Genomic DNA, 16,787 nt, shown 5'->3' on the forward strand with positions numbered 1-16,787 from the left:
TCGCGTGCCCGGTGTGCACACGTCTTCGCATACGGCGGCGATATGTGCGAGTGCCTAGGCTTCGGACATGCGCGTACTGATCGTGGAGGACGAGCCCTACCTGGCCGAAGCGGTCCGTGACGGTCTGCGTCTGGAGGCGATCGCCGCCGACATCGCCGGCGACGGCGACTCCGCCCTGGAACTCCTCAGCGTCAACTGCTACGACCTCGCGGTCCTCGACCGAGACATCCCCGGCCCCTCCGGTGACGAGGTCGCCCGGCGCATCGTCGCCTCCGGCAGCGGCATCCCGATCCTCATGCTCACCGCCGCCGACCGGATCGACGACAAGGCCTCCGGGTTCGAGCTCGGCGCCGACGACTACCTCACCAAACCGTTCGAGCTGCGGGAGCTCGTCCTGCGGCTGAGGGCGCTCGACCGAAGACGCGGGTACGCCCGGCCCCCGGTCCGCGAGATCGCGGGCCTGCGGCTTGATCCCTTCCGCCGGGAGGTCTTCCGCGACGGACGCCATGTCGCGCTCACCCGCAAACAGTTCGCCGTGCTCGAGGTCCTGGTCGCCGCCGAGGGCGGGGTCATCAGCGCCGAAGAGCTGCTGAGACGGGCCTGGGACGAGAACGCCAACCCCTTCACCAACGCCGTCCGCATCACCGTCTCCGCACTGCGCAAACGACTCGGCGAACCATGGATCATCACCACGGTGCCGGGCGTCGGCTACCGCATCGAGACCGGCCCCGGCACCACCCGCCCCGGCAGTACGCATGCCTAGGCGCCGAGGGCTCAGCGTCCGGCTGAAACTCACCCTCAGCTACGCCGGGTTCCTCGCTGTCGCCGGTGCCCTGCTGATGGGCGTCGTGTGGGCGTTCCTGCTGCGTTATGTCCCCGACACGTCCAGGGGTCTTCTGGGGATCTCGCCCAACCGCTATCTCCTTGTGCACACCTTCGCCCCCGCCGCGGCCGTGGCGATGGCGTTCCTGCTGCTGTTCGGCCTGGTCGGGGGATGGATCCTCGCCGGCCGGATGCTCGCACCGCTCACACAGATCACGGATGCGGCACGGACGGCCGGGAACGGATCGCTGTCCCACCGGATCCGGATGAAGGGCCGTCAGGACGAATTCCGCGAACTCTCCGACGCGTTCGACTCGATGCTCGAACAACTGGAGTCGCACGTCGACGAGCAGCGGAGATTCGCCGCGAACGCCTCCCACGAACTGCGCACCCCGCTGGCCATCTCGCAGACGCTGCTCGACGTCGCCCGCAAGGACCCCACACGGGACCGGGGCGAACTCATCAACCGCCTCCAGGCTGTCAACACGCGCGCGATCGACCTCACCGAGGCCCTGCTGCTGCTCAGCCGCAGCGACCGCGGGAACTTCGTCCGCGAGAGCGTCGACCTCTCCCTGGTCGTCGAAGAGGCTGCCGAAACCCTGCTCCACCTCGCCGAACAGCGAGGGATCACGCTCGACGTCACCGGCATGGCGACACGGACCAGCGGCTCGGCGGAGCTCCTGCTGCGGATGGTGACGAACCTCGTCCAGAACGCCATCGTCCACAACCTCCCCGTCGGCGGCACGGTGACGGTCCACCCGGAGGCGCACGGCGGCACGAGCGTGCTGCGGGTGGAGAACACGGGCCGTCGGCTCCCACCGGAACTGGTGTCGACCCTCGTCGAACCCTTTCAGCGCGGAACGGAACGCGTACGCACCGACGAGCACCCCGGCGTGGGCCTCGGCCTGGCCATCGTGCACAGCATCGTCCGCGCCCACGACGGGACCCTCGAGCTCGCCGCGCGTCCCGCCGGCGGTCTTCTCGTCACGGTCCGGCTGCCCGGTACGCCGTAGGCATCGTCCTCGAGCGGGCCCCCTGCGTTTCGCCGGACCGTACGGCCACGCATCACGCCGCCCTGCTCCTTCGGCGCCGGGAGGTGAACCGGGCCTCGACGCGGTTGAGTCAGGAGCCGCTCGTCTGGGCGTGGGTGATGTCTTGACGCGTCGAGCGCGGACGCCTTCCTCGTGGAACGGGATCTGCGGGCCCGGGCGGGCGTCGCCTCAGGCCAGGACTTCCCGCAGCCAGGAGCGTTCCGCGCGGCTGGTGGCCCGGGCGACCATGAGCATGCCGCGGCGATAGGGGTCGTCGGTGTCCGCAGCGGTCAGTGGGCGGTCACCGTCGTGGAAGAAGCTCGCGGGCTGTTCCAGGAAGTCCAGGCGGCGGCGCAGGACCGCGTGCTGGTCGGCGGTGTCGGGCAACTGGGAGAGGAAGGCCAGCACCGTGAAGTACCGGGTGCCGTCGCTGATGTCCAGGCCGTCGGCGTCCCGCAGGCGGTGCAGCAGTTCGCGCCGGCCGGCGTCGGTCAGGCTCAGGGTGTGCCGGTGGGCGGCCGAGGCGCCCGGTTCGGCGCGGCGCTCCAGCAGCCCGGCGCCGACCAGCCGGTTGATCGCGGGGTAGAGGCTGCCGTCGCTGACCGGCCGGGTGTGGCCGGACAAGTGCGCGATTCGATGGCGCAGTTGATAGCCGTGCAGCGGCCCCTCGGCCAAAAATCCCAGGATCGCGAGTTCGAGCATGCTGCTACTCTCGCACATCGAACCGAGGTACCTCGAATCGATGTAGGAGGCGAGAATGACGTACTCCGAGGAATGGGTGACCGCCCGGGCACGGGACGCCTACCGGCACGGCCGGGCGTCGTTCGGCATACGGCCCGAGCGGGCGGCGCTGCTGGTCATCGACATGCAGGACGAATTCGTCCGGGCCGGCTGGAGCCCCTACTGGGTGCCTGCGGCGACCCGGATGGCACCCCGGCTGCGGCAGTTGGTGCAGGTGTGCCGGGCCGCGGCCGTCCCGGTGATCTGGACCATCTTCGACGACACGCATCTCGGGCTCGACCGGCCCCACGCCCTGCGCTTCCTCCCGCACGCCGACACCGACTGGCACCGGCCGGGCCCCGCCGAGGTATGGGCCCCGATGGGCCGCAGACCCGACGAGGCTCTGATCCGCAAGCCCTCCTACGGCGCGTTCTACGACACCCCGCTCGACACGATGCTGCGCAACCTCGGCCGGGACACCGTCATCGTCACAGGAACGCTCACCAACTACTGCTGCGGCACCACAGCCCGGCAGGCATACGAACGCGGCTACCGAGTCGTCTTCGGGTCCGACGTCACGGCCACCGACGACGAGTCCCGGCAGGAGCCGGAACTCGCCGTCCTGCGCAAGGGGTTCGCGCTCGTGCTGACCGCCGGGGAGATCACGGACCGACTGACCGCACCCCAGGCCGCGTCAGTCGGCGAGGGCGGGGCCGACAGCGCCTGAAGCAGTCCTCGGAGCCCCCTCCGGCGAACGGTCCTCCTGACCGCGCCCCGAGGTCCTCGACGATGCGGGCGGGGTCGGCGCGGGCGTCCTCGCCCGCGCCGGCCCCGCCCGGCGTGGACCGGTGGCGAGGGCGGCCGCCCGCCCCCTCGCGCTCACCCCTTGACGGCCCCGCCCAACGCGAATCCGCTGCCGAGGCGCCGTGCGACGAGCACGTACAACAGGATCACCGGCGTCGAGTAGATGACGGAGAACGCTGCCAGTTGGCCGTACGCCACCATTCCCCGGTTGCCGAAGAACTCGTTGATGCTCACCGACGCCGGCATCTGGTCCGGGGTCAGCAGCAGCATGAAGGGCACGAAGAAGTTGCCCCACATCATCACGAACGAGAACACCGTCACCACCGCCACCCCCGGACCCATCAGCGGCAGTACGACCCGCACGAGCGACTGCATCGGCGACGCGCCGTCCGTCCACGCCGCCTCCTCCAACTCCTTCGGCACTCCGTCCATGAAGTTCTTCATCAGCCAGATGGCGAACGGCAGTTGTGAGGCGGCGAAGAACAGGATCGTGCCCTGCATCGTGTCGATCAGATCGACCTGCACGAACAACGCGTAGACCGGCACCATGATCGCCGTGATCGGCAGGCTGGTCGCGAACAGGATCGTCAGCAGGAACGGCCGGTTCAGCCGGGACCTGAAGCGCGACAGCGGGTACGCGGCGAGGGCCGCGCACACCACGGTCAGCAGCGTCCCCCCGCCGCACAGGATCAGGCTGTTGAGCAGCGGTGTGAAGGTGATGTCGGGTTTGAGGACGGCGTCGAAGTTGTCCAGGGTGAGGCCGTCCGGGGCCTTCACCCGCAGGTCCGCCTGCGGGTCCACCGAGGAGAGGATCACCCAAACGAGGGGCAGCGCGAACGCGGTGGCCGCCACCAGCAGACCGGTGTCGGCCGCCAGACGGCGCCCCGTACGGCGGGACGCGAGCGTGGACGCCACCTCACACCTCCGTTCGCAGCAGTCGCATGTACATGACCGAGAACACCGAACCGACGAGCAGCAGCAGCAGCGCCACCGCCGTTCCGTACCCGATCATGCTGTTCTGGAAGGCCTGTTCGTACATGAAAAGGGGGAGGGTCTGGCTCTTGTTGCCGGGCCCGCCCCTCGTCATCACCCAGATCAGCCCGAAGACCGAGAGCGTCTGGAGCGTGTTCAGCATCAGGTTCGTGCCGATGGACCGGCGGATCATCGGCAGCGTGATGTGCCACAGCCGGCTGGGTCCGCCCGCGCCGTCCACCTCGGCCGCCTCCGTGATCTCCTTCGGGATCTCGTTCAGGGCCGCCGAGTAGACCAGCATGGAGAACGCCGTCCCCCGCCAGACGTTCGCGAACGAGACGGCCAGGATCGGCAGGGTGTAGAGCCAGTTCTGGGACGGGAGGTGCAGCGCGTCGAGGATCGCGTTCAGGGTGCCCTCCTTGCGGAAGAAGGCGTAGAGCAGAAAGCCCGCCACCACCTCCGGAAGCACCCAGGCCGTGATCACGACCCCGCCCGTCAGAGTGCGCACCGGCTTCGAGGCCCGTTGCATAAGCGCCGCCAGGGCGAGCCCCAGTGTGTTCTGGCCGACCAGTGAGGACACCACGGTGAAGACGAGCGTCAGCCAGACGGCGTTGAGGAAGGCCTCGTCCCCGAACGCCGTACGGAAGTTGGCGAAGCCGACGAAGGACGAGTGCGCCTGGCCCGTGAGTTGCAGGTCCGTGAAGGCGATGTACGCGCAGTAGGCGATCGGGCCCGCCAGGAAGAGCAGCAGCAGGACCACGGCGGGGGCCACCGGCAGCGCACGGGCCAGGGAACGGCGCGGATCGCTCACTTCTGTACCACTTGGTTGTCGGTCGCCGCCTTGAGCGCCTCGTCGTAGTCGCTCGCCGCCTTGTCCACCGAGGCGTCACCCGTCGTCACGCTCTCCATGGCCTCCTGGATCGCGGTGGACACCTTCGGGTACGCCGGATAGGCCGGGCGGTAGTGGGTGCTGCTCACCAGGTCCGTGAAGAACTTGATCCCGGGCTGCGCCTTCACGTACGCGGGGTCGGACGCCACGTCCCTGCGGACCGCGATGCCGGAGTTGGCGATGTACCACTTCTGCGCGTTGGCCTTGGTCTGCATCGTCTGGATGAACTTGAAGGCCAGGTCCGGGTTGCCCGCCTTGGCGGGGATCGACCAGGTCCAGCCGCCGGACATGCTCACCTTGCCGGGGGCCTGGCCGTGCTGGGTGGGCATGTACGCAAGGCCCAGCTCCTTCGACCACTCGGGCCATTCGTGGCCGCTGCCCTGCAGCCAGTCCTGGGGGAGCCAGGAGCCGTCGAGGTCGATGGCGAGCTTGCCCTTGGGAAGCAGCTCACCGCGCACGATCGTCTGGATGTTGGGGTCGAGGGCCTGGGAGACGTCCGTGCCCAGTTTCTCCTGGTAGACGGTGTGGACGAATCCGAGGGCGTCCTTGAAGCCCTGGCCGCCGGCGACCCACTTCTTGCTCGCCTTGTCGTACAGGGGATCCGACGTGCCGTCGCCCGTCCCGTACAGGAGCATCTCGAAGCCCTGCATCGTGGCGGCCTCACCGGCGGGCTTGCCGGTGTAGACGTTGAGGGGGGTGACGCCGGGGACCTTCTCCTTGACCGTGCGGGCGGCGGCGAGGACGTCGTCCCAGGTCTTCGGCTGCCAGTCGGTGGGCAGTCCGGCCTTCTCGAAGATGCCCTTGTCGAACCAGAGCCCACGGGTGTCGGTGCCGTCCGGGACTCCGTACGTCTTCCCGTCCTCGGCCTTGGCCGCGGCCTTGGCCGTGTCGATGAACTGGTCCCAGTCCTTCCACTTGGCGAGGTAGGGGTCGAGGGGTTTGAGGTAGCCGCTGGTGATGTCCGAGTTGATGAGGAAGGTGTCCTCGTAGACGAGATCGGGAGCCGTCTTCGGGGAGCGCAGCATCTGCTGGAGCTTGGTGTAGTACTCCGAGTCGGGGGCCTTGATGGGGACGAGCTCGACCTTCTTGCCGGGGTTCTCCTTCTCGAACTGCTTCTTGATGCCGGCGAGATAGTCGTCCATCACATGGATCGAGTTGTCCGTCGACTGTTTGAAGGAGATCTTCACCGTGTCCGGGTCGCTGCCGGACCCGCCGCCGCACGCCGTGAGCGTGGGAGCGGCGAGGGAGACGGCGAGGAGTGCAGTGAGTACGGAAGTGGAACGGAAGCGGGCGGCGGTGGGGCGCACGGGCACGACCTCCTACTGGCCTACATCGTTGTCGGCCGGGACGACTGCCGTGTGAAGGTAAGAGGAGTGGTCTAGTCAGGTCAATGAGTGTGCGAGGGATACTTCGCCCATGACCTGCGCTCCGGTTGCGGCGGCACCCCGCGGCGCCCGTGCCGCACTTCGAACTCCCCTTCCCCTAACGGGACTTCTCGGCCTCCCGCACCCATCGGTAGACCAACTCGGGCCGCCCCACCTGACCGTAGAGCGGACTGCGTCCGGCGCGCCCCGCCTCCACGAGGTGTTCGAGATACCGGCGGGCCGTGATCCGTGAGATCCCCACGCTCTCGGCGACCCCCGCGGCGGTGAGTCCCTCCTCACGCTCCCGCAACACGCTCGTCACCCGCTCCAGCGTCGGAGCGCTCAGCCCCTTGGGCAGCGCCGCCGGCCCCGGCGCCCGCAGCGTCGCCAGGGCCCGGTCCACCTCGTCCTGCCCGCTCGCCTCGCCCGCCGCCTCACGGAACTCCGCGTAGCGCACAAGACGGTCCCGCAGCGTTGCGAAAGTGAACGGCTTCAGCACGTACTGGACCACCCCCAGCGAGACCCCTTCACGCACCACGGCCAGATCGCGTGCCGACGTGACGGCTATGACGTCCGCCTGGTATCCGGCGGCCCGCAGCGAGCGCGCCAGCTGCAGTCCGTGCACATCCGGCAGATGCAGGTCGAGCAGCAGCAGATCCACCCGCGTACGGTCGAGCAGTCGCCGTGCCTCCGCGCCCGTGTGCGCGGTGCCGACCGTCGTGAAGCCCGGGACCCGGCCGACGTACATGATGTGCGCGTCGGCGGCCACCGGGTCGTCCTCGACGACCAGGACGCGGATCGGCTCGGTCATACGACACCTCCTGACAGGGCGGCTCCGGCCTCCGGCACCGCCGGAGCGTGCACCCTCACCGTGGGCAGGGGCACCCGCACCGCGAACTCGGCCCCGCCTGCGTCCGCCTGCGACACGGTCAGTGTGCCCTCGTGCCGGCGGACGGTCTGACGGACCAGGGCAAGGCCCAGCCCACGGCCGCCGGAGGCGGTCGCGGGCTTGGTCGACCAGCCGCGCTCGAACACCGCCTCCGTGTGCGACGGATCCACGCCTGCTCCCGTGTCGCAGACGCGCAGGACCAGGCCGGAGTCGTCGGTGCACGCCGTCACGGTGACCCGGGCGCCCGTCGTGCCCTGAGCGGCGTCCATGGCGTTGTCGATCAGGTTGCCGAGGATCGTCACCAGATCCCGGGCGGGGAGGGACGGCGGCAGCAGACCGTCGTCGATCCGGCTGTCGTCCGACACCACCAGTTCCACACCCCGCTCGTTGGCCTGCGCCGCCTTGCCCAGCAGCAGGGCCGCGAGGACCGGTTCGTTCACGGCTGCGACGACCTGGTCCGTCAGGGCCTGGGCCAGTTCCAGCTCGGCCGTGGCGAAGTCGACGGCCTCGTCGGCGCGGCCCAGCTCGATCAGCGAGACGACGGCGTGCAGCCGGTTCGCCGCCTCGTGCGCCTGGGAGCGCAGCGCCTGGGTGAAGCCGCGCTCCGAGTCCAGTTCGCCCGTCAGGGACTGGAGTTCGGTGACATCGCGCAGGGTGACCACCGTGCCGCGCCGCTCGCCGCCGGAGACCGGGGAGGTGTTCACGACCAGGACACGGGTGGCGGTCAGATGGACCTCGTCCACCCGGGGCTCGGAGGACAGCAGCGCCCCCGTCAGCTGGGCCGGCAGACCCAGCTCCGCCACCGAGCGGCCCACCACCTCGCCGCTCACCCCGAGCAGTTCCCGGCCGCCGTCGTTGATCAGCGCCACCCGGAACCGGCCGTCCAGCATCAGCAGGCCCTCGCGCACGGCGTGCAGTGCCGCCTGGTGGTAGTCGTGCATCCGGCTCAACTCGGTCGCGTTCATGCCGTGGGTGGAGCGGCGCAGCCGCGCGTTGATCACATAGGTGCCGATCGCGCCCAGCGCGAGGGCGCCGCCCGCGACACCGAGCAGGGTCGTCACCTGTTCCTGGACCCGTGCCGTGACCGTGTCGACCTTGATCCCGGCGCTCACCAGGCCGACGATCCGGCCGTCGTCGTGGACGGGCGTGACGGCGCGCACCGAAGGCCCCAGCGTGCCGGTGTAGGTCTCGGTGAACGACTCGCCCGCCAGCGCGCGGGCCGTGTGGCCGAGGAAGTGCTCGCCGATCCTCGCGGGATCCCGGTGCGTCCAGCGGATCCCGCGCGGGTTCATGATCGTGACGAAGTCGACGCCGGTGTGCTGCTGAACCTCGGTCGCGAACGGCTGGAGCGTGCTCGTCGGGTCGGGGGTGCGGATCGCCGCGCGGACGGACGGGGCGTCCGCGACCGAGCGGGCCACGGCCATCGCCTGGCGGCCGGCCGCGTCCTGGGCCTGGCCGCGGTCGCTGAGGTAGGTGAAGGTGGCGTACCCCGCGACGAGGACCGCGATCAGCACGGCCTGCATCGCGAAGAGCTGGCCGGCGAGGCTGCGGGGGCTCGGGAGGGTGGGGACGCGCATGCGTTCAGTCTGCCTTGCGGCTTCGGCTCTCCATATAAGCGTGAACTAAATGAACGGAAGGATGACCGTCCTCACAGGGCGGGAGATAGTCACCGCATCGCCGGGGAGCACGCCGCCTCCCGGTCAGCGGGAGCACATCTCCCGTTTCCCCCGGACGTGAGCCGCACGCCGGAAGATCCGACGACGTCGTCGAGGAGGGCAGCCGTGGCCAGCACACCCCCAACGGCATCCGCCGCGCCCAAGGTCAAGCGGGACCGCACCCACTATCTCTACATCGCGGTGATCGTCGCGGTGGCACTGGGCATAGCCGTGGGCCTCATCTGGCCCGATGCCGCGGTCGAGCTCAAGCCCCTCGGTACGGGCTTCGTGAACCTGATCAAGATGATGATCTCGCCGATCATCTTCTGCACGATCGTGCTGGGCATCGGCTCGGTGCGCAAGGCCGCCAAGGTCGGCGCCGTAGGCGGTTTCGCGCTCGGCTACTTCCTGGTGATGTCCCTGGTCGCACTCGCCATCGGCCTGGTCGTCGGCAACATCCTGCACCCCGGTGAGGGTCTGCACCTGACGAACGCGATCAAGGACGCGGGTCACGCCCAGGTGTCGGCGGACGCACTGCCGCCGGTCGACTTCGTGCTCTCGATCATCCCCGTCACCTTCGTCTCCGCCTTCACCGAGGGCCAGGTCCTGCAGACCCTCCTCATCGCGCTCCTCACCGGATTCGCCCTTCAGGCGATGGGACAGGTCGGCGTTCCGGTGCTGCGCGGCATCGAGCACATCCAGCGGCTCGTCTTCCGCATCCTCGCCATGGTCATGTGGGCCGCCCCGATCGGTGCGTTCGGCGCGATCGCCGCGGTCGTCGGTTCGGCCGGTCTGGACGCGCTCAAGAGCCTCGCCGTGCTGATGCTCGGCTTCTACATCACCTGTGTGCTGTTCGTCTTCGTCGTGCTCGGCGCGCTGCTGCGCATCGTCGCGGGCCTGAACGTGTTCACGCTCCTGAAGTACCTGGGCCGTGAGTTCCTGCTGATCCTGTCCACGTCCTCCTCCGAGTCCGCGCTGCCGCGGCTCATCGCGAAGATGGAGCACCTGGGCGTCAGCAAGCCGGTCGTCGGCATCACCGTCCCGACCGGCTACTCCTTCAACCTCGACGGCACCATGATCTACATGACCATGGCGTCGCTCTACATCGCCGACGCCCTGGGCACACCGCTGTCGGTCGGCGAGCAGATCCCGCTGCTGCTCTTCCTGCTCCTCGCCTCCAAGGGCGCGGCGGGCGTCAGCGGCGCCGGCCTCGCCACCCTGGCCGGAGGCCTGCAGTCCCACAAGCCCGCGCTGGTCGACGGCGTCGGCCTGGTCGTCGGCATCGACCGCTTCATGAGCGAGGCCCGCGCCCTGACGAACTTCGCGGGCAACGCCGTGGCCACCGTTCTGATCGGCACCTGGACGAAGGAGATCGACAAGGAGCGCGTCCAGGAGGTGCTGGCCGGCCGGCTGCCCTTCGACGAGCGGACGCTGCTCGACGAGAACGAGTCGGCCACTCCCGCCGAGCCCTCCGGGGACGGCGGCGAGAGGGAGCTGGCCAAGGCGTAGGCCGCTCCGCCGGGGCGGCGGGGCCACGCGGCCCCACGCCCTCCGGCGGTGCGATGCGCACCTGATCGCCGGGCGCCCGGCCCTGCCTGAACCCGGGCCGGGCGCCCGGGACCACAGAAAGACCGCCGAGCGGCCGTGCCTCCCCCCGTGGGTCCGGCCGCTCGGTCCTGCCCGGGTCCGCCCGCCCGGTGCTCCGGCGGGCGTCACCCTCGACGCCCCGCGAGCGCTGCCGAACGGAACCCGCTGACCTGCCGCGGAACCTCGTGCCCCGCTCCTACGTCTCGTAGGGCATGCACTACCGTGCCGTGCCGTACAGACCCGGCACGGCACCATCCGCGGGAGGCACGGGGGTATGAAGATCGACTGGGACCGGCGGACCTGCGCACGCCGGGGGCATGTGACCTACGCGCCGGAGGACCCCCGGCTTCGGGTGCGGCTGCGCGCCGACAGCGCGCTGGGCGAGGTGTGGCGATGCCTGCGCTGCGGCGACTTCGTCCTCGGTGAGCCGCACGGCTCGGGGCCCGCGGCCGAGGCGCCGCTCGTGCCGCGCGGCAAGGTGCTGCGCGACCTGTTCATCCTGCGCTTCCTCGCCGCCGAACGGGCCGTGCGCGGTGTGTTCATCGTCCTGGTGGCGGTCGCCGTGTGGAGGTTCAGCAACAGCCAGGACGCGGTACGGCGACTCTTCAACGAGTACCTGGACGTCCTCCGCCCCGTCTTCCGGCACTTCCACCACGACCTCGACCACTCGCCCGTGGTCGGCACCATCCAGAAGACCTTCGGCTACCGGCACTCCACGCTCCTCCTGGTCGCCGCGCTGCTGCTGGCGTACGCGCTGGTGGAGCTCGTCGAGGCGGTCGGGCTCTGGTACGCCAAGCGCTGGGCGGAGTATCTGACGGTCGTCGCCACGGCGGCGTTCCTTCCGCTGGAGATCTACGAGCTCACGGAGCACGTCAGCGCGTTGAAGATCGCCACCCTGGTGCTGAACATCCTCGCGGTCCTCTACATCGCCATCGCCAAGCGGCTGTTCGGGCTGCGCGGCGGACGCAGGGCGTTCGACGAGGAGCGGCGGAGCGCATCGCTGCTGGAGGTCGAGGAGTCGGCGGGGCTGGCGGGCGCACGGTAGGTCCCCGGACCTCGCGAACTCCTCACGAGGCCTCGGCCGCGTACCGCCAGAAGTCGCGCATCAGGGCAGTGGGGCTCGGGTTCTCCATCGCGCGCTGGGTGAGCAGGATCGCGACCGTGCCGGTGGCCGGGACGATGTGGGCGGTGGTGCCGGTGCCGCCGACCCAGCCGTAGCGACCAGGCACGGTCCACGGGTCGGTGGTCGCGACGTCGACCGAGCCGCCGTACCCCCAGCCCTGTCCCTCCAGGAACAGCGTGCTCGAGGCGCGTTGCTCCGGGGTGAGATGGTCGGTGGTCATCCGGCGCACCGACTCGGCGGTCAGTACCTGACGTCCGCCCGGCGCGGTCCCGCCGTTCAGCAGCATGCGGCCGAAGGCCAGCCAGTCGGCGGCCGTTCCGGCCAGTCCGCCACCTCCGGAGGGGAACGCGGGCAGGCTGCTCCAGGCGCCGTCCGGGGTGTCCGTCGGCTCCAGGCCACCCTTGCCGTCCGGTTGGTAGGCGGTGGTGAACCGGTGCCGCCTGGCGGCCGGGACCTCGAATCCGGTGTCGGCCATGCCGAGCGGTGCGAGGATCCGCTCGGTCAGGACCTCGGGAAGCGGGCGGCCGGTGGCGCGGGAGATCAGGATCCCCTGGAGGTCCGAGCAGGTGTTGTAGAGCCAGGCGGTGCCCGGCTGGTGCAGCAGCGGCAGACGGGCCAGTCCGGCGAGCCAGGTGTCCGGGTCGGGGAGACCGGCCGGGGTGCGGCCGTCCTTGTGCACGGCGAGCAGGGCCTTGACCTGCGGAAGGGAGAAGTCGGCGGGGAAGCCGTATCCGGCGCGGAAGGTCAGCAGGTCGTCGACCGTGATCGGGCGGGTGGCGGGCACCACGTCCTGGAGCGGACCGGCAGGCGTACGGACGACCGCGGGCTCGGCCAGCTCGGGCAGCCACGCCGAGATCGGGGCGTCGAGGGTGAGGGTGCCGTCGTCGACGAGGGTCATGACGGCGGCGGCGACGACTGGCTTGGTGATCGAGGCCAGCCGGAAGACGGCGTCCGGAGGCATCGGGGCCGATGCGGTGGCGTCGAGGAAACCGACCGCCGCGGTCTCCGTGCTGCCGTGACGGTCGATCAGCGCCACCGCGCCCGGGGCCCAGCCCTTGTCGACATACGTCTGGAGGAGGTGGTGCAACGTGGTCATCGATCCGTCCGCCTTCGTCGGGGCTTTGGGAGACGAGACCGCCGGGGCGGGCGGAAATCATCGGTGCGCCCGAATGTGGTGCATGAACTCGACCCGGGCGACTCGATCGAAGTCGACGAACCCGTTCCGTGCGTCTTCGCCGACACCAGCGATGCCGAGCGCCGCCATGCGGTCGTCCTCGCCCGCGTCGAAAGGCCGTGATCCTTCCGTGCATCCGGCAATTCCCACGGCGTCCGTGCCCGGCCCCACGACGACGTCGATCGTCCCGTCGCCCCCGGTGGGGCGCGAGTGGGCGGGCCGCCCGGCCCGAGTGCTTCCCCTGACCCCGGCGAAAAGGATTACGGTCGAACGCATGCGAATCGGCGAGCTGGCGGCGCGGGCCGGTACCACCACACGGGCCCTGCGGTACTACGAGTCTCGGGGGCTGCTGCCCGCGCGACGAACCGGCAACGGGTACCGCACCTATGACGAGCGGGATCTGAAGCTGCTGCGGCAGATCCGCACGCTGCAGGACTTCGGGTTCGACCTGGAGGAGACGCGGCCCTTCGTGGAGTGTCTGCGGGCCGGGCACCCGGAGGGCGACTCGTGCCCGGCGTCGCTCGCGGTCTATCGGCGCAAGCTGGACGAACTCGACACGCTCATCGGTGAGTTGCAGGCGGTGCGGGCGCAGGTGGGCGAGCAGTTGGGGAGGGCCGAGCGGGCGCGTGCGGCGCTGGCCGCCGATGCGGCGGTTCCGGGTGGTCCGGAACCGGAGTGCGAGCTGGGAGGACTCAAGCAGTGATCAGAGCGGCAGGCGTGACCGAGGTGACGGACGCGGACTTCGAGACCGAGGTGATCGGGGCGGACCTTCCCGTGCTGGTGGAATTCACCGCGGACTGGTGTCCCCCGTGCCGGCAGATGGGGCCGGTGCTCACCGACCTCGCGGCCGAGGAGAAGGGCCGGCTCAAGGTGGTGCAGCTGGATGTGGACACCAATCCGGCGACGACGAACGCCTACAAGGTGCTGTCGATGCCCACGTTCATGGTGTTCCGTGGCGGTGAGCCGGTGAAGGCGATGGTGGGGGCGCGGCCCAAGCGGCGGCTGCGGGAGGAACTGACCGACGTGCTCTGAGCCGTCTGCACGAAGAAATCCCCCGAGCAATTGCGCTCGGGGGATTTCTCTGCGTATATTCAATGATTCGCGACTTCAATGATTTGGTCGCGAAGAAGTTCAATGCGCACAGTATATCCGGGCGGGAGCGGAATTGTCAAACACCGAATTGCCAGACGACGACTTGCGCCGGGAACAGGAATTCATCGACGCGTTGCACGCGCGCGTGGACGTGCTGCGCGGCGACACCGAGTCCTCCGTCGAGGACGCGCTGGCGCAGGGCGACAAGCCCATGCAGGCCCGGCTGGAGCGGGACATCCTCGTCGCCGAACGCTCGGGACTGCTCGCGGCGCTCAACGCCGTGGACGGGGCGCTCTGCTTCGGCCGTATCGACCTCTCCTCCGGGCAGAGCCACCACATCGGCCGCATCGGGCTGCGCACCGACGACGCGGACCGGACACCGGTCCTGATCGACTGGCGGGCCGAGGTCGCCCGGCCCTTCTATCTGGCCACCGGTCACACCCCGATGGGGCTGCGCCGGAGGCGGCACATCGCCACCGAGGGGCGCCGGGTGACGTCCCTGCACGACGAGATCCTCGATCTGAGCGACCGCGAGCGCACCGGGCACGAGGACCCGACGGGCGACGCCGTGCTGCTCGCCGCGCTGAACTCGGCGCGCACCGGCCGTATGAGCGACATCGTGCAGACCATCCAGGCCGACCAGGACCGCATCATCCGCGCGCCGTACCGGGGCGTGCTCGTGGTGGAAGGCGGTCCCGGCACCGGCAAGACCGCCGTCGCCCTGCACCGGGCGGCCTACCTCCTCTACGAGTACCGGGAGTTGCTCGCCCGCCGCGCGGTCCTCGTCGTCGGCCCGAACCCGGCGTTCCTCGGGTACATCGGCCAGGTGCTGCCCTCGCTCGGTGAGACCGGCGTCCTGCTGGCCACGGTGGGGGAGTTGTTCCCCGGCGTGAAGGCGAGGGCGGCCGACACCCCCGAGGCGGCCGCCGTGAAGGGGCGCGCCGACATGGCCGACGTCCTCGCCGCCGTCGTACGCGACCGGCAGTCGCTGCCCGACCCGGTGATCGCCATCGCTCACGACCGGGAGGTCCTGATGCTCGACGACGGCCTGGTCAACGTGGCCCGCGAGCGCACCCGTGCCGCTCGGCTGCCGCACAACGAGGCCCGCGAGCACTTCGAGGGCCACATCCTCAACACGCTCACCGACATGGTCGCCGAACGCATCGGCACGGACCCGTACGACGGGTCCAGCCTCCTCGACCCGAGCGACCTCACCCAGATCCGCGACGAACTCGCCGAGAACCCCGAGGTGTGGTCCGCGATCGACTCCCTGTGGCCGCGGCTGACGCCGCAGCGGCTGGTCGCCGACTTCCTCGCCGACCCGGAGGGCTATCTGTCCGACGAGGACGCGGCCGCCGTCCGCCGCCCGGTCACCCGCGCCTGGACCACCGCCGACGTGCCGCTGCTCGACGAGGCGGCCGAACTGCTCGGCGAGGACGACCGGGTGGCGAAGGCGCACGCGGAGCGCGAGCGGGAGACGCAGGTGGCGTACGCGCAGGGCGTGCTGGACGTGTCCTACGCCTCCCGGACGTACGAGTTCGAGGACAAGGAGGAGGGCGACCCCGAGGGCTCGGAGGTGCTGTCCGCGCACGACATCATCGACGCCGAGCGGTTCGCCGAGCGGCAGGAGGAGGCGGACCACCGCAGCGCCGCCGAGCGCGCGGCGGCCGACCGCACCTGGGCGTTCGGGCACATCATCGTCGACGAGGCGCAGGAGCTCTCGCCGATGGCGTGGCGCCTGCTGATGCGGCGCAGTCCGACGCGCTCGATGACTCTGGTCGGGGACCCGGCCCAGACGGCCGAGGCGGGCGGTGTCGGATCGTGGTCGGAGATCCTCGAGCCGTATGTCGGGGACCGCTGGGAGCACACGCGACTCGGGGTCAACTACCGCACACCGTCCGAGATCATGGAGGTGGCGGCTGCGGTGGTCCGCGCGGAGAACCCCCGCTTCGAGCCGCCGAGTTCGGTGCGGTCCACGCGGGTACGGCCCTGGGTGCGCGCCACCGACGACCTGCCCTCCGCGGTGGAGAAGGCGGTCGAGGAGCTGACCGCGTCCCTCACGGGCCCGGAGCCGGAACGGGATGAACCGCAGGAGCGGGAGGGCACCCCCGCTGGCAGGCTCGCCGTGATCGCCCCGCGCGATCTGCACCGGGCGCTGGCCGTACGCCTCGAAGGGGTGACGGCAGGCGAGGAACCGGATCTGACCCGGACCGTCGTCCTGCTCGACCCCCGCCAGGCCAAGGGGCTCGAGTTCGACACGGTCCTGGTGGTCGAACCCGGACGCTACGGCACGAGTGATCTGTACGTGGCGCTGACCCGGGCGACGCAGCGGCTGGGTGTGCTGCACACCGGCAAGCTGCCGAAGGCGCTGGAGGCCGGGCTGTCCGAGCGGCCCGGCTCCTCCGCCTGAACGGCCTGCTCCCGGGTGTCCGGAAGCCGGGATCCGGCTTCCGGACACCCGGGAGTGACAACGTCACGCCGGACGGAGCCAGAGTGTCGCCAGCGGGGGCAGGACCAGACGCAGGCTCGCCGGGCGGCCGTGCCAGGGCGTGGGCTCCGGCTTCAGCGGGTCGGGGTTGTGGATGTCGCTGCCGCCGTACTTGGCCAGGTCGGTGTTGAGCAGTTCGTGCCAGGCGGGGATGTCGTCGGGGACGCCCAGGCGGTA

Annotated in this window: 17 protein-coding genes; 9 read left to right on the plus strand and 8 right to left on the minus strand. The window is 70.3% G+C overall.

The window, feature by feature from the left end; all coding sequences use genetic code 11:
- Window positions 1-67 precede the first annotated feature (67 nt).
- A complete protein-coding gene (locus ADL25_RS24945) occupies window positions 68-763 on the plus strand; it encodes a response regulator transcription factor (protein WP_059130062.1) in 696 nt (231 codons plus the stop codon).
- Window positions 756-1,835: a sensor histidine kinase gene (locus tag ADL25_RS24950; RefSeq protein WP_059130063.1), complete on the plus strand. Its 1,080-nt coding sequence runs from the start codon at window positions 756-758 to the stop codon at window positions 1,833-1,835. The genes ADL25_RS24945 and ADL25_RS24950 overlap by 8 nt, the downstream gene beginning before the upstream one ends.
- 207 nt (window positions 1,836-2,042) lie before the next feature.
- Here the strand turns inward: ADL25_RS24950 and ADL25_RS24955 are convergent, their stop codons facing one another.
- Entirely contained in the window at window positions 2,043-2,555 is a 513-nt protein-coding gene (locus ADL25_RS24955; protein ID WP_059130064.1) for a PadR family transcriptional regulator, read from the minus strand.
- 55 nt (window positions 2,556-2,610) lie between these two features.
- Between ADL25_RS24955 and ADL25_RS24960 the strand changes: the two genes are divergently transcribed.
- Window positions 2,611-3,300, plus strand: a complete 690-nt coding sequence (locus ADL25_RS24960; protein WP_059130065.1) for a cysteine hydrolase family protein — start codon at window positions 2,611-2,613, stop codon at window positions 3,298-3,300.
- Window positions 3,301-3,452: 152 nt separating this feature from the next.
- On the opposite strand, the gene ADL25_RS24965 is transcribed toward ADL25_RS24960, so the two are convergent.
- From ADL25_RS24965 to ADL25_RS24985, 5 genes are all read right to left on the minus strand, one after another.
- Entirely contained in the window at window positions 3,453-4,292 is an 840-nt protein-coding gene (locus ADL25_RS24965) for a carbohydrate ABC transporter permease (RefSeq protein ID WP_059130066.1), read from the minus strand.
- Between the two features lies 1 nt (window position 4,293).
- Window positions 4,294-5,160, minus strand: coding sequence for a carbohydrate ABC transporter permease (locus tag ADL25_RS24970; protein WP_059130067.1), 867 nt, complete (start codon window positions 5,158-5,160; stop codon window positions 4,294-4,296).
- Window positions 5,157-6,551, minus strand: a complete 1,395-nt coding sequence (locus tag ADL25_RS24975) for an extracellular solute-binding protein (protein WP_079050566.1) — start codon at window positions 6,549-6,551, stop codon at window positions 5,157-5,159. The genes ADL25_RS24970 and ADL25_RS24975 overlap by 4 nt, the downstream gene beginning before the upstream one ends.
- A 169-nt stretch (window positions 6,552-6,720) precedes the next feature.
- Window positions 6,721-7,413: a response regulator gene (locus ADL25_RS24980; RefSeq protein ID WP_059130069.1), complete on the minus strand. Its 693-nt coding sequence runs from the start codon at window positions 7,411-7,413 to the stop codon at window positions 6,721-6,723.
- Window positions 7,410-9,068 carry an ATP-binding protein gene (locus ADL25_RS24985; RefSeq protein ID WP_059130070.1) on the minus strand — a complete coding sequence of 553 codons (1,659 nt, stop codon included), beginning with the start codon at window positions 9,066-9,068 and terminating at the stop codon, window positions 7,410-7,412. The genes ADL25_RS24980 and ADL25_RS24985 overlap by 4 nt, the downstream gene beginning before the upstream one ends.
- Before the next feature lie 204 nt (window positions 9,069-9,272).
- On the opposite strand from ADL25_RS24985, the gene ADL25_RS24990 reads away from it, so the two are divergent.
- Together ADL25_RS24990 and ADL25_RS24995 are read left to right on the plus strand one after the other, a co-directional pair.
- Window positions 9,273-10,655, plus strand: coding sequence for a cation:dicarboxylate symporter family transporter (locus ADL25_RS24990; protein ID WP_059130071.1), 1,383 nt, complete (start codon window positions 9,273-9,275; stop codon window positions 10,653-10,655).
- 352 nt (window positions 10,656-11,007) lie between these two features.
- A complete protein-coding gene (locus tag ADL25_RS24995; protein ID WP_059130072.1) occupies window positions 11,008-11,778 on the plus strand; it encodes a DUF2127 domain-containing protein in 771 nt (256 codons plus the stop codon).
- 22 nt (window positions 11,779-11,800) lie between these two features.
- Here ADL25_RS24995 and ADL25_RS25000 read toward each other — a convergent pair whose 3' ends face one another.
- The gene (locus tag ADL25_RS25000) at window positions 11,801-12,952 is read right to left on the minus strand and encodes a serine hydrolase domain-containing protein (RefSeq protein ID WP_059130073.1); all 1,152 of its coding nucleotides are present in this window, start codon (window positions 12,950-12,952) and stop codon (window positions 11,801-11,803) included.
- 63 nt (window positions 12,953-13,015) lie between these two features.
- Here ADL25_RS25000 and ADL25_RS49130 point away from each other — a divergent pair, with 63 nt between their 5' ends.
- The 4 genes from ADL25_RS49130 (at window position 13,016) to ADL25_RS25015 (ending at window position 16,532) form a co-directional block, all read left to right on the plus strand.
- Window positions 13,016-13,153 (plus strand): hypothetical protein, encoded by a 138-nt coding sequence (locus tag ADL25_RS49130; protein ID WP_159045001.1) that lies wholly within the window; start codon window positions 13,016-13,018, stop codon window positions 13,151-13,153.
- Between the two features lie 151 nt (window positions 13,154-13,304).
- Window positions 13,305-13,733 (plus strand): MerR family transcriptional regulator, encoded by a 429-nt coding sequence (locus ADL25_RS25005; RefSeq protein WP_059130074.1) that lies wholly within the window; start codon window positions 13,305-13,307, stop codon window positions 13,731-13,733.
- On the plus strand, window positions 13,730-14,062 hold the full coding sequence (locus ADL25_RS25010) for a thioredoxin family protein (protein ID WP_159045002.1): 333 nt from the start codon (window positions 13,730-13,732) through the stop codon (window positions 14,060-14,062). The genes ADL25_RS25005 and ADL25_RS25010 overlap by 4 nt, the downstream gene beginning before the upstream one ends.
- 163 nt (window positions 14,063-14,225) lie before the next feature.
- Complete coding sequence (locus ADL25_RS25015) at window positions 14,226-16,532, plus strand: HelD family protein (RefSeq protein WP_059130075.1); 2,307 nt, start codon at window positions 14,226-14,228, stop codon at window positions 16,530-16,532.
- 63 nt (window positions 16,533-16,595) lie between these two features.
- Here ADL25_RS25015 and ADL25_RS25020 read toward each other — a convergent pair.
- Window positions 16,596-16,787 (minus strand): alpha amylase C-terminal domain-containing protein (locus ADL25_RS25020; protein WP_159045003.1); only part of this gene is annotated, 192 nt, incomplete at its 5' end.

Origin of the sequence: Streptomyces sp. NRRL F-5122, assembly GCF_001507435.1 — a bacterium.
Taxonomy (GTDB): Bacteria; Actinomycetota; Actinomycetes; order Streptomycetales; family Streptomycetaceae; genus Streptomyces; species Streptomyces lannensis.